The sequence below is a fragment of the Aeromonas sp. 600527 genome (assembly GCF_049175415.1).
Taxonomy (GTDB): Bacteria; Pseudomonadota; Gammaproteobacteria; order Enterobacterales; family Aeromonadaceae; genus Aeromonas; species Aeromonas veronii_A.
On record NZ_JAAKVA010000021.1, the window covers coordinates 19,421 to 31,926 of the forward strand.

At 59.2% G+C, this 12,506-nt stretch carries 10 protein-coding genes; 7 read left to right on the plus strand and 3 right to left on the minus strand.

The window, feature by feature from the left end; all coding sequences use genetic code 11:
• Nucleotides 1–18: 18 nt before the first annotated feature.
• Together gppA and rhlB are read right to left on the minus strand one after the other, a co-directional pair.
• Nucleotides 19–1,509: a guanosine-5'-triphosphate,3'-diphosphate diphosphatase gene (gppA, locus tag G5154_RS19175; protein WP_421251519.1), complete on the minus strand. Its 1,491-nt coding sequence runs from the start codon at nucleotides 1,507–1,509 to the stop codon at nucleotides 19–21.
• An 11-nt stretch (nucleotides 1,510–1,520) separates the two neighbouring features.
• Nucleotides 1,521–2,807 carry an ATP-dependent RNA helicase RhlB gene (rhlB, locus tag G5154_RS19180; protein WP_236348666.1) on the minus strand — a complete coding sequence of 429 codons (1,287 nt, stop codon included), beginning with the start codon at nucleotides 2,805–2,807 and terminating at the stop codon, nucleotides 1,521–1,523.
• 113 nt (nucleotides 2,808–2,920) lie between these two features.
• Between rhlB and trxA the strand changes: the two genes are divergently transcribed.
• The 6 genes from trxA to G5154_RS19210 all read left to right on the plus strand — a co-directional run bounded on the left by trxA (nucleotide 2,921) and on the right by G5154_RS19210 (nucleotide 9,411).
• On the plus strand, nucleotides 2,921–3,247 hold the full coding sequence (gene trxA / locus G5154_RS19185; protein WP_005339416.1) for a thioredoxin TrxA: 327 nt from the start codon (nucleotides 2,921–2,923) through the stop codon (nucleotides 3,245–3,247).
• 207 nt (nucleotides 3,248–3,454) lie between these two features.
• Entirely contained in the window at nucleotides 3,455–4,720 is a 1,266-nt protein-coding gene (gene rho / locus G5154_RS19190) for a transcription termination factor Rho (RefSeq protein ID WP_005339417.1), read from the plus strand.
• Nucleotides 4,721–4,828: 108 nt separating this feature from the next.
• A complete protein-coding gene (locus G5154_RS19195; RefSeq protein WP_421251520.1) occupies nucleotides 4,829–5,821 on the plus strand; it encodes a hypothetical protein in 993 nt (330 codons plus the stop codon).
• 33 nt (nucleotides 5,822–5,854) lie between these two features.
• Nucleotides 5,855–7,324, plus strand: coding sequence for a 4-hydroxy-3-polyprenylbenzoate decarboxylase (gene ubiD, locus G5154_RS19200; protein WP_158114355.1), 1,470 nt, complete (start codon nucleotides 5,855–5,857; stop codon nucleotides 7,322–7,324).
• Nucleotides 7,325–7,470: 146 nt separating this feature from the next.
• Nucleotides 7,471–8,169 carry an NAD(P)H-flavin reductase gene (gene fre / locus G5154_RS19205; protein ID WP_421251521.1) on the plus strand — a complete coding sequence of 233 codons (699 nt, stop codon included), beginning with the start codon at nucleotides 7,471–7,473 and terminating at the stop codon, nucleotides 8,167–8,169.
• A gap of 270 nt (nucleotides 8,170–8,439) precedes the next feature.
• Nucleotides 8,440–9,411, plus strand: a complete 972-nt coding sequence (locus G5154_RS19210; RefSeq protein WP_421251522.1) for a GGDEF domain-containing protein — start codon at nucleotides 8,440–8,442, stop codon at nucleotides 9,409–9,411.
• 54 nt (nucleotides 9,412–9,465) lie between these two features.
• Here the strand turns inward: G5154_RS19210 and ubiK are convergent, their stop codons facing one another.
• Entirely contained in the window at nucleotides 9,466–9,723 is a 258-nt protein-coding gene (gene ubiK / locus G5154_RS19215) for a ubiquinone biosynthesis accessory factor UbiK (RefSeq protein WP_005339429.1), read from the minus strand.
• 297 nt (nucleotides 9,724–10,020) lie between these two features.
• Here ubiK and G5154_RS19220 point away from each other — a divergent pair, with 297 nt between their 5' ends.
• On the plus strand, nucleotides 10,021–12,459 hold the full coding sequence (locus G5154_RS19220) for a VolA/Pla-1 family phospholipase (RefSeq protein ID WP_421244953.1): 2,439 nt from the start codon (nucleotides 10,021–10,023) through the stop codon (nucleotides 12,457–12,459).
• Nucleotides 12,460–12,506 lie beyond the last annotated feature (47 nt).

Below are 12,506 nucleotides of genomic sequence, written 5' to 3' on the forward strand. Positions count from 1 at the left end.
AACAGGTAAACTACTGGTTCAGGCTTCCTGCACGCGGGTCGGCCAGCCCATCTTCTGCTGACGTTCCATTTCGAGCCGTAGCTCGCTGGCGCGCAGGTAGTGCTCCTCCATCCATCCCTTGGGCAGGGTCAGGGTCAGTGACTCCTCTTCTGCCTGCAGGGTGAAGCTGGGCACTGTGCCCTGGGTGCGGCGCATGCAGAGGATCAGGGCGATGCGCAGGATGCGGGCCAGCCGGATCGCCTGACGACCGGTGACCGCCCCCTGCTTCTCCAGTGGCTCCAGCTTGAATTCATCCCGCTGGTTGAACAGCAGGGCCGACAACAGCTTCTTCTGCGCAGGGGTAAAGCCCGGCATATCGATGTTGTCGATGATGTAGGCGGCGTGTTGCGGCGCCTTCTTGTACTCGATACAGAGACCGATTTCGTGCAGCAGTGCTGCGTAGCGCAGGATCGGGCGACCGTAGCGTTTGGAGAGCCGCCAGGCCGGTTGCAGCTGGTTGAACGCCTCGACGGCGGTATCACGCACCCGCTCGGCATGCTCCTTATCCAGCTGATAGCGGCTGATCAGGCTGTCTGCGGTGCGATCCCGGGCATCACAGTCGTGATTGTTGCCCAGCAGGCCATAGATCAGCCCTTCACGCAGGGCGCCACCCGCGAGGGTCATACTCTCGATATTGAGAGTTTCGAAAATGGCGATGAGGATGGCGAGGCCGGAGGGGAACACGGTCAGCCGCTCGGCCGCCAGCCCTTCCAGTTGCAGCTGGTCCAGCTTGCCGCAGGCGATGGCCTGACCCATCAGCTCCTGCAACTTCGGCAGGGTTACCCGTTCGCTCTTCCCTTGCGCCAGCATGATCTCTTGCAGCGCCTGTACCGTGCCGGAAGCGCCGACGCAGGTACGCCAGCCGAGGGCGCGGTAATCTTCCGCCACCTTCTCCAGCACCGCCTTGGCGGCAGTAATCGCCTGTTCGAAACGGGCCTCGGAGAGCTCGCCATCACCGAAGTGATTGTTGAGCCAGGTGACGCAGCCCATGTGCAGGCTGTTGAGCAGTTTCGCTTCGCTATGCTCGCCTATCACCAGTTCGGTACTGGCGCCGCCGATGTCGATGACCAGTCGATTACCTTCACCAGCAGAGGTCCAGGAGACCCCTTCATAGATAGTCTTGGCCTCTTCCTCGCCAGAGATGATCTCGATGCTGTGGTTGAGCACCCGTTCAGCTTCGCTGAGGAACTCATCGACGTTGGTGGCAAGCCGCAAGGTGGCGGTGCCCACTACCCGGATGTTGTCGGCCGGAATGTCCTGCAGCTGTTCGGCGAACAGGCGCAGACAGTCCCAGCCCCGCTCCATGGCGGCACGGCTAAGACGAAAGTCTGCATCGAGCCCGGCAGCGAGGCGCACCTTGCGTTTGACCTTGGCGACGGTGCGCAGGGCTCCGGCGACCTCGCGCACCACCAGCATATGAAAGCTGTTGGAGCCGAGGTCGATAGCGGCATAGAGCGGCGAGTTGTGCAACGGGCCTGTCCTTAGCTCTTGCGCGGCGGACGACGGCGGTTGTTGCTGTTGCCACCCTGGCGATCCCGCATGTTGCGGTTCACCGGCTGACGGTTGCGGAATACCCGTTTCGGCGGGGTGACATCATCCAGCAGCGCTTCGCGATCATATTTGCTGACCGGAATGGCGTGGTGGATGTACTCCTCGATGGCCGGCAGGTTGAAGGCATAGTCTTCACAGGCCAGGCTGATGGAGTGACCGCTCTTGCCGGCACGACCGGTACGACCGATACGGTGTACATAGTCTTCGGCGTCGTCGGGCAGGTCATAGTTGAAGACGTGGGTCACGTCAGGGATGTGCAGACCGCGGGCGGCAACGTCGGTGGCGACCAGAATATCGAGCGCACCCTTGGTGAAATCCTCGAGGATCTTCATCCGCTTCTTCTGCGGCACGTCACCGGTCAGCAGACCGACGCGGTGGCCGTCGTTTTCCAGCCAGGCATGGACGTCTTCACAGACATGCTTGGTGTTGGCGAAGACGATCGCTTTTTCCGGCCACTCCTCTTCCATCAGGGAGAGCAGCAGCAACATCTTGTCTTCATTGGAGGGGTAGAACAGCTCCTCCTTGATCCGCACGCCGGTCATCTGCTCCGGCTCTACCTGCACATGTTCCGGGTGGTTCATGTGTTCATAGGCCAACTCCTGCACACGCAGGGAGAGGGTGGCGGAGAACAGCATGCTCAGACGCTCGGTCGCGGGCGGCATGCGGCGGAACAGGAAGCGGATGTCCTTGATGAAGCCCAGATCGAACATGCGATCTGCTTCGTCCAGTACCACGACCTGAATGTTGCTCAGATCGATCACCTTGGACTTGAAGTAGTCGATGATGCGACCGGTGGTGCCGATCAGGATATCGACGCCCTGCTCCAGTACGGCCAGCTGCTTGTCGTAACCTTCGCCACCGTAGGCGAGGCCGAGTTTCAGGCCGGTAGAGGCGGCGATGCTGTCGGCATCGTTGTAGATCTGTACTGCCAGTTCCCGGGTGGGGGCCATGATGATGGCTCTGGGTTGGTTAACCAGACGGGGCTTGGTCAGCGGGTGAGTCAGCAAATAGTTGAAGGTGGCGGCCAGGAAGGCGATGGTCTTGCCGGTGCCGGTCTGGGCCTGTCCGGCGAGGTCATGGCCTTCTACCAGCAGTGGCAGAGAGAGTGCCTGGATGGGCGTACAATAGTGAAATCCCTTTGATTCCAGACCAGCCAGAACTTCGGGTTCGAGGCCCATTTGGGCGAATTTGTCGGTCGTTAAGTGTGTTTTGCTCATGGCGGTAGGTTATCAGGTTAGGCTTGCAATAATAAACAGGATCATTTCAAATAGGGCAACTATTGCCTTTATTGACGAGTCAATAAAGCCTTATTTACTGACTGGAGTTGGAGATGAGTGACAAGATTGTTCAGCTGAGCGATGCCAGCTTCGAGGCAGATGTAATCAAAGCCGATGGCGCCGTTCTGGTCGACTTCTGGGCCGAGTGGTGTGGTCCGTGCAAGATGATTGCCCCGATCCTGGAAGAAGTTGCCCAAGAGTACGAAGGTCGCGTAACCGTAGCCAAACTGAACATCGACCATAACTCTGATACTCCGCCGAAGTACGGCATTCGTGGTATTCCGACCCTCTTGCTGTTCAAGAATGGCGAAGTGGCAGCGACCAAGGTCGGTGCTCTGTCCAAGACTCAGCTGAAAGAGTTCCTGGACGGCAACCTGTAATAATCGAAGAGGAGCGCATTGCAATAATGCGCTCCTTGTGTTTTATCACCTAGACGCTCACCCCGATTGGTGCTAATTTATCGCTCGTTTGCTAACCTTTTTGCCTGACTCTTTGCTCACACATCAGCCTGGCAAATCAAATCCGATCAGCATCAATCCAGCAGACTGTCTCCTCATTTCAATCCTTGCTTACAGACTTTCACCACTATGAATCTGACTGAATTAAAGAACACTCCTGTGTCCGAGCTGGTCAAGCTTGGCGAATCCATGGGGTTGGAAAATCTGGCTCGGGCGCACAAGAAAGATATTATTTTTGCCATCCTCAAGGCACACGCCAAGGGTGGTGAAGATATCTTTGGCGACGGTGTGCTGGAAATCCTGACCGATGGTTTCGGCTTCCTGCGCAGTGCAGACGGCTCCTATCTGGCAGGCCCTGACGATATCTACGTCTCCCCGAGCCAGATCCGCCGCTTCAACCTGCGTACCGGCGATACCATCTCCGGCAAGATTCGGCCACCGAAAGAGGGCGAACGTTACTTCGCGCTGCTCAAGGTCAACGAGGTCAACTACGACCGTCCGGAAAACTCCCGCAACAAGATCCTGTTTGAAAACCTTACCCCCCTGCATGCCAACGAACGTCTGCGTATGGAACGGGGTAACGGCTCTACCGAAGATATCACCGCCCGTGTACTTGACCTGGCTTCCCCCATCGGTAAAGGCCAGCGTGGCCTGATCGTGGCGCCGCCCAAGGCCGGTAAGACCATGCTGCTGCAGAACATCGCCCAGAGCATCGCCTACAACCACCCGGACTGTGAACTGATCGTTCTGCTGATCGACGAGCGTCCGGAAGAAGTGACCGAGATGCAGCGGATGGTGAAAGGTGAAGTGATCGCTTCCACCTTTGACGAACCTGCTTCCCGTCACGTTCAGGTTGCCGAGATGGTGATCGAGAAGGCCAAGCGTCTGGTCGAGCACAAGAAAGATGTGGTGATCCTGCTGGACTCCATCACCCGTCTGGCACGTGCCTACAACACCGTCATCCCGTCATCCGGCAAGGTACTGACCGGTGGTGTGGATGCCAACGCCCTGCACCGTCCCAAGCGCTTCTTCGGCGCCGCGCGTAATGTTGAAGAGGGCGGCAGCCTGACCATCATCGCCACCGCGCTGATTGATACCGGCTCCAAGATGGACGAGGTTATCTACGAAGAGTTCAAGGGGACCGGCAACATGGAACTGCACCTCTCGCGCAAAATTGCCGAGAAGCGTGTCTACCCGGCCATCGACATCACCCGCTCAGGCACCCGTAAAGAAGAGCTGCTCACCTCAGGTGACGAGCTGCAGAAGATGTGGATCCTGCGCAAGATTGTCCACCCGATGGGCGAGATCGACGGTATCGAATTCCTCATCGACAAGCTGGCGATGACCAAGACCAACGACGAGTTCTTCGACGCCATGCGGCGCCAGCAGAAGTAAGTCCGGTCAGAAAATGACGAAACCGCGGCCCTGGTCGCGGTTTTTATTTATCTGTTTTCCGGTCGCCCTAGTAGTATGAGATCCCGATGTCACATGGATGGAGACGTCATGAAGCCTGTTTTCTGGTTATTGCTGGGGTTGCTGAGTGCAATGTCAGCCTGCGCGCAGAGTGCTCCGGTCGCGGTGACAGCCGAGACGTTGCAGACGCACCAACGCTATCTGGCGGGCCGTCTGCAGGAGGGGCAATTTGCAGCCATCGACTCTCTGCTGGCGACCCTGAGTCGCGAGCGGCGGGAGTTCCTGCTGTTGCAACTGCTGCGGGATATTCCCGCGACCACCCCTGCATCTCCTGCGTTGCAACAGTGGGTCGAGGCTCAGGCCGACAAGGCCCCCGAGTGGCTCATGGAGCAGCAGGTCGACGGTTTTCTGGTGCAGCAACCTGTCTATGATTTTGCCGCGCAGGCCCGTCAGTTGCTGGGGGAGTGGCAATTGCAATCACTGGTGCAGCACTATCGGCATCAGCTTGCCCAGGGCAGCTTCCAGCTAAAGTCCATCTACTACAGCAGTAACCCCGATCTCGCCATGCAGCAGCAAGCCCTGTTGTTGGCCCTCGACAGCTTGCCGCAACCGATCTGGATGCGGGAGGCGCAAGTGCTGGCCAGCCAGAATATCTATCTGCCCGACAATCATCTGTTGTTCCATCTGTTGCAGCGCACCGGGGAACCGGCGCTCTATAGCATGCTGTGGCGGCGGCCGGCAGATCAGGATGCGCTGCGCGCACTCTCCACCATCAGCCGCTTTCATCACGGCAGTGCTGCCAGCGATCTGCTGATTGCCGCCAGTGGCAATGAGGGATTGAAGGGGGCCGCACTGCGTCAGCTGAGCGCACTCTCCCCCTTGCCACCGCAAGCCCAGAAATACCTGCTGGCGGAGCTCTCCAACCGCCAATACGGGGCGCTGGTTGCCGGTTTGTTGATGGAGGTGGACGAGCCCCAGCTGCTCTCTGCGCTGGCCAGACGCCTCGGCCAGCGTGACATGCCACCCATTGCACCGAGTCTGCTGCCCGATTCGGGTACACCCGATGGGCAGCCAGGGTTATAATGCGTGACCTCCTGAACCCGGTTGGGAACTTGCATGAAATACAAGGATTTGCGTGATTTCATCGCGCAGCTGGAACAAAACGGACAACTCAAGCGCATCACCCGCGAGATAGATCCCTATCTGGAGATGACCGAGATCAGCGATCGCACCCTGCGTGCGGGTGGCCCGGCTCTGCTGTTCGAAAATCCCAAAGGCTACACCATGCCGGTGCTGACCAACCTGTTCGGTACCCCGGATCGGGTTGCCATGGGCATGGGGCAGCCCGATGTGGGCGCCCTGCGTCAGGTCGGGGTCTGGCTCTCCTATCTCAAGGAGCCCGAGCCGCCCAAGGGATTCAAGGAGCTGATGGAGAAGCTGCCGATCTTCAAGCAGGTGCTCAACATGCCGACCAAGCGCCTCTCTTCCGCCCCCTGCCAGCAGGTGGTGCAGGAGGGAGATGCGGTCGATCTCGACCAGATCCCGATCCAGCACTGCTGGCCCGGCGATGTGGCGCCGCTGGTCACCTGGGGCCTCACCATCACCCGTGGCCCCTACAAGAAGCGCCAGAACCTCGGTATCTATCGCCAGCAGAAGATCGGCAAGAACAAGCTGATCATGCGCTGGCTCGATCATCGTGGCGGTGCCATCGATTTTCGCGAGTGGCAGGAGGCCCATCCGGGCGAGCGCTTCCCGGTGGTGGTAGCGCTTGGCGCCGATCCGGCGACCATCCTTGGTGCCGTGACGCCAGTGCCGGATACCCTCTCCGAATATGCTTTTGCCGGTCTGCTGCGCGGCAGCCGTACCGAGGTGATCAAGGCCATCAGCTGCGATTTGGAGGTGCCCGCCAGCGCCGAGATCGTGCTGGAAGGCTATCTTGAGCCGGGTGAGATGGCGCCGGAAGGCCCTTATGGCGACCACACCGGCTACTACAACGAGGTAGACGAGTTCCCGGTCTTTACCATCACCCACATCACCAAGCGGCGCGATGCCATCTATCACAGCACCTACACCGGCCGTCCGCCCGATGAACCGGCGGTACTGGGTCTGGCGCTGAACGAGGTGTTCGTGCCACTGCTGCAGAAGCAGTTCCCCGAGATTGTGGACTTCTATCTGCCGCCGGAGGGGTGCTCCTACCGGATGGCGGTGGTGACCATCAAGAAGCGTTACCCGGGCCACGCCAAGCGGGTGATGCTGGGAGTCTGGTCATTCCTGCGCCAGTTCATGTACACCAAGTTCGTGGTGGTGTGTGACGATGACGTCAACGCTCGCGACTGGAAGGATGTGATCTGGGCTATCACCACCCGGATGGACCCGGCACGGGACACCACCTTGATCGAGCACACCCCGATCGACTATCTGGACTTCGCCTCGCCGGTCTCCGGCCTCGGCTCCAAAATGGGGCTGGATGCCACCAACAAGTGGCCGGGCGAGACCAATCGGGAGTGGGGTCAGCCCATAGTTCAGGATGAGGCGGTGAAGCAGAAGGTCGATGCCATCTGGGATGAGCTCAATATCCTCGGATGAGGCAAACATGACAGCTTTGCTGCAAAAAGTGATGCGATCCGCAGTTATTTGAGTATTCTCGACTGACGGGGCCAGGGCTGCTGGTCGTCACTCCATAGTGAAACAATGAGCGAAGCGGGCCGAGCGAGCCCGCCACAAGGACAAGAATGCAACGTATCAAATGCCGCGTAGAGGAACTGCGCGAATATGTCGACACCATCTGGCATGTGGCTCTGACGCCGCAGCAAGCGATCAGCTTCAAGCCGGGCCAGTATCTGCTGGTGGTGATGAGCGATTCGGACAAGCGCCCCTTCTCCATCGCCAACTCGCCGACCCGCCCGGGCGTGCTGGAGCTGCAAATTGGTGCCACTCCCGAGAACGCCTACGCCGGTCAGGTGCTGGCCCGCATGCGCGAGCAGGGGGAGATCGAGGTCGAATTGCCGGCTGGCAAGGCGTTCCTGCGCGATGAATCCCCCCGTCCGCTGATCCTGATGGCGGGCGGCACCGGTTTCTCTTACGCCCGCGCCATTCTGGAGTACCTGATCGACACGGGCAGCAAGCGCCCGGTGTTCTTCTACTGGGGAGTGCGTCAGGCTCACTGGCTCTACGAGCTGGAGCAGATGCAGCAGTGGGAGCGTGACTATGCACCGCTCACCTTTATCCCGGTGGTACAGGAGCCTGATACTGACTGGACCGGCAAGAGCGGGCTGGTGCACAAGGCGATCATGGATGACTTCGTCAGCCTCCACGACTACGACATCTATGTCGCCGGCCGTTTCGAGATGGCGGGGGCCGCGCGTGAGGAGTTCAAGATCCTCGGCGCCGAGCCGGAGCGCATCTTTGGTGACGCCTACGAATTTATTTGACGGGATCCCCGTCTGGATGACACAGCCCCCGGTTTTGCCGGGGGCTTTTTTTGGGCCTTCCACCGTGCACAATGATGCACCTTGGTATGGCAATCGCAGCTTTACCCCATGACCTTCCACCATTTTTAACATGGGTGGCTACTAATTAACCGTGGCTGGTGGCATCTTGGTCGGGGATTCTCAGCGGACTGGATAAGGATATCCATAGTGATAGCACGAGGTGGAACAGTGTTGAGTGAAGAGGGCAGGGCATCTGCGGAGGATAACCGGTTGGAGTCCGGCTCTGTCGAGCTGATCTCAACCTTGATCCCGTCCCTTCATGGTAGTGAAATGGCCCGTTTGCAGGCTGAAATCGCCGCACTGAAGCATGAAAATGCCCTGTTGCAGGAGAAGCTCAATGCCGCCCTCGATGGCACCGGCATCTGTCTCTGGCAGGGCACCATTCCCACCGGCGAGCTGCGGGTCTTCAATCTGCAAAACTTCCAGGCTGGCGATATGGCTCCCAGTTTTGAGCTCTGGAACGCCAAGCTCCATCCCGACGATCGCGCTCATGCCATGGGTAGCTACTTTGCCCATCTTGAGGGTCAAACGCCCTTCTACGAGGCTGAATATCGTACGGTCAGTCCGGATGGTTCTGTCACCTGGCTATGGGATCGGGGGCGTGTCGTGGAGCGGGATGGTGATGGCAAGCCGCTGCGGATCATGGGCTCCCATATCGATATCACCCAGCGCAAGGCCTATGAACAGCGGCTGGCGGAGCGGGCCAACTGCGATGCGCTCACCGGGCTGCTCAACCGGCAGGGATTTGGCAAGGCGTTCGCTCTGCAGCCGCCGCAAGGAGCGGGGGCGCTGCTCTTTATCGATCTGGATGATTTCAAGGGGATCAATGACCAGTTGGGGCATGCCTGCGGTGATCAGGTTCTGCAGCAGATGGCGGAGTGGTTGCGTCTCATCATGCCGGGCTCGGCCCTGTGCGGCCGTTATGGCGGTGACGAGTTTGTGGTTTATCTGCATCGTGATGTATCAAACCATGCACTGGCTCATCTGGCCGATGCCCTGATCAGCCGGATGTATGGTTATGTACCCAAACCCGGTTGCCCGCAACGGGTCGGGCTCAGTATCGGTATCGCCCTGTGGGAGGAGGGGCCATTGACCTTCCGGCAGGCGCTGGAGGTGGCTGACAGGGCCATGTACGAGGCCAAGGCTCGCGGCAAGCGGGCCTGGTATCTGCTTCAGGTGTGATGTTTTTTACAGGTTCAATTTAAAGCAAAAACCCCAGCCGAGCCGGGGTTTTCGTTATTCGCCTTTGGCGCCGAGCTGCTGCTCGAGCTGAGCCAGCTTGCTTTCGAGGGCGGCCAGTTTTTCACGGGTACGCAGCAGCACCTTGGTCTGCACGTCGAACTCTTCGCGGCTGACCAGATCCAGCTTGCCCAGCTGGGCCTGCAGCACCTGACGCATCTTCTTCTCGGCCTCTTCACCCATGCTGCGAATGCCGGGTGGCAGGGAGTTGTGCACCTGCTTGGCGATCTCTTCCAGTTTCTTCGGGTCGATCATGATGTCCTCCTTAAGCGTTGGTGGACATTCTACCGACAATTCCCTCACTTTGCCGAGATCGCGACGGCTTTTTAGTCGTGATGGTGCCTGCTGGCTGGTCGGGTCTGGTTAATCCTCCACTGTTGCTACCCTTGCGCCCCTTTGTTGCCGTAAAACCTTGATTCTCTCCACAAACCTGAGCAGAAGATGACCAACATGAGTCTCGTTGGTTGTTGGTTTTATGTTAACTTTGAGCGGTCGAAGTGGTGAATGCTTCGTTGGCTTGTGATGGACAACAACCTATAAAGAGAACAAAAAATGAAGAAGAAGCTAATTTATGCAGCTGTGGTCAGCGCCCTGCTGGCCGGATGTGGTGGAGATAACAACAAGGGAGACACCACCAGCTCCCTGGACTATGCCCTGAGTGGTGGCAGTGGTCTTCGCCCGAGTGTGCTGGCCCCCCGTGCCAGCGACGGTACCCTGAAGTTTTCCACCGAGACTGCCGATCTGTCGAACCCGGTATCTGCCCTCTCCACCCTGGATGGCTGGTCAACCACCCAACCTGTCCAGCTGGTGCCGGCGACCGTGACCGGCGTCTCTGTGCCGGCACCGGCCGCCGGCGAGTATGCCTCGGCCATTGCACCCCTCTATCTGCTGGAGCTGGTGCTGGATCCGGTGACTCAGCGTCCTGTCGGAGTGAAGAACAACAAGCCTCTGACCTATGGCACCGATTTTGTGGTAAGCGATGGTGGTGGCAAACTCAATCTGGTGCCGCTCAAGCCGCTTAATCCCTCTTCCTACTACATGATCGTGGCGACCGACGCCCTCAAGGACAGCCGTGGTGTGCCACTCAAGGCCGGTGGTGATTACAGCAACTTCAAATCGACGGCTGGTGCAACCGTGCAGGAGCAGACCATCAGCAGCCTGATTGCGCTGCAGGAAGGGCTGTTCAAGGCAGCTACCGGGATCACCAGCGATCGGGTGATCTTCTCCGACTGGTTTGCCACCCAGTCCGGTGCCGATGTGCTGCTGGCAGTGAAGGGCGCTGCGGCCACCGTGTTGCAGAGCCCGACCCTGGATGCTGCATCGCTGTGGAAGCAGGACGCCAAAGGCAACACCAGTCTGCCGGGAACATATACGATTGATGCGCTCAATGGCGGGGTGCCCTTCCTGACACAGCTGGCGAACGAGCCATTCTTGCCTCAAGATGATCGGGATGCGATTGCTGCAGCTGTGGCTGCTAATGCCACATTGAACGGCGTCGCGGCGGCGACCAAGGTGTATACCGGTACCGTCAAGCTCCCTTATTTCCTCTCTACTCCAGCGATAGCCGGTTCCTGGGACAAGGCCAAGACCCAATCCTGGCACGGCGCCATTCCCAGCCTCTATGCCATCGCCAACGCGCTGAAAGCGGGTGATAGCGAGGTGATCGGTGGGCTGGTAGGCGCCGGAGTGAATCCGGAGCTGCTGGGTGAGCTGATTGCCGATCCGAGCCGTCAGGCCGATCTGCTGAGGGAGGCGAGCAAGCTGATCGGGGTGACTCTCACCTCAGGTGGCAAGCCGCTGGATGCCGAGCGCAATATTGGCCGTTTCAACCCGCTGCCGACCCTGACCGAAGTACAATCTGTACCGCTGCGGATCTTTGCCCCCACCACTGACCTCAGCACTGTCACTGATGTGATCATCTATCAGCACGGGGTCACTTCTATCAAGGAGAACGCCTATGCGCTGGCGCTGAGCCAGATAGGTGCCGGGTTAGACCCCTCAGTGAACAAGGTGGTTGCTGTCGTGGTGATCGATCACCCGCTGCACGGCGAGCGTGGCTATGCCCTGAGCGGCAGCATGGATACTGTCACCACCTCCGAGAATCCGACTCCCTACCTGAATCTGGGTTATCTGACGGTGGCGCGGGATAACCTGAAGCAGAGCGTGGCCGATCTGCTGGGTCTGCGCCTGGCTGTCGGTCTGGCTAATGCCAAGGGGCTGGGCGGTCAGTTGGGCGGTGTCGGTCTGAAAGTTCACTTCCTTGGGCACTCGCTCGGCGCCATTACCGGGGCCAATCTGCTGGCGGTGGCCAACCAGAAAATGGGTAACGCCGCTGATAGCATGTTCGAGTTTTCAACCGGTGGTCTGTCGATGCCGGGTGGCGGCATCGCCCCGTTGCTGCTCAACTCGCCGAGCTTCGGGCCGACCATCAAGATGAGCGTGCTTACCTCGGGCAGTCCCGAGTTGAAGGCCGGGTTTGAGGCTTATGCTCCCGGTTGCCAGACGGCGGTGCCGACCTGTTTCGTGAACGAGTTCCTGCCCAGTCTGGATGCGGCTACTCAGGCGGGGGCTGCGAGCACCTTGCAGAGCTATACCTTTGCCGCCCAGTCAGTGCTGGACTCTGCCGACCCGATCAATCTGGGCAGTGGCGTCGCCAAGAGCTTCCCGCTATTCGCCACCGAAATTGTTGGTGATGGTGCGCTCAGCTTGCCGGATCAGGTGATCCCCAACAGCATTGCCTCTGCGCCGCTGGGTGGTACCGAGCCGCTGTTCCGGGTGATGGGATTAAAACCGTTGACCGATAGTTACCTTGGCCCCGTCCATCATGCTGCGCGCTTCCTGAAAGGGGGCCATAGCTCGCTGCTGGCCCCTGATGCGAACTTCGATCAGGTTGGTGCGGTCACTTCAGAGATCCAGACCCAGTTTGCCAGCTTCTTTATGAGTGGCGGTGCGGCGGTCAAGGTAACCGATGACACCCTGATCAAGCAGTAACTGCCTATCGCGTAAAAAAACGCCGCCCTTCGGGGCGGCGTTCTCGT

Bases quoted from the DNA above. Each gene is read 5' to 3' on its own strand.
- rhlB (WP_236348666.1), bottom strand. From the start codon at position 2,807: ATGAGCAAAACACACTTAACGACCGACAAATTCGCCCAAATGGGCCTC.
- trxA (WP_005339416.1), top strand. From the start codon at position 2,921: ATGAGTGACAAGATTGTTCAGCTGAGCGATGCCAGCTTCGAGGCAGAT.
- rho (WP_005339417.1), top strand. From the start codon at position 3,455: ATGAATCTGACTGAATTAAAGAACACTCCTGTGTCCGAGCTGGTCAAG.
- G5154_RS19195 (WP_421251520.1), top strand. From the start codon at position 4,829: ATGAAGCCTGTTTTCTGGTTATTGCTGGGGTTGCTGAGTGCAATGTCA.
- ubiD (WP_158114355.1), top strand. From the start codon at position 5,855: ATGAAATACAAGGATTTGCGTGATTTCATCGCGCAGCTGGAACAAAAC.
- fre (WP_421251521.1), top strand. From the start codon at position 7,471: ATGCAACGTATCAAATGCCGCGTAGAGGAACTGCGCGAATATGTCGAC.
- ubiK (WP_005339429.1), bottom strand. From the start codon at position 9,723: ATGATCGACCCGAAGAAACTGGAAGAGATCGCCAAGCAGGTGCACAAC.
- G5154_RS19220 (WP_421244953.1), top strand. From the start codon at position 10,021: ATGAAGAAGAAGCTAATTTATGCAGCTGTGGTCAGCGCCCTGCTGGCC.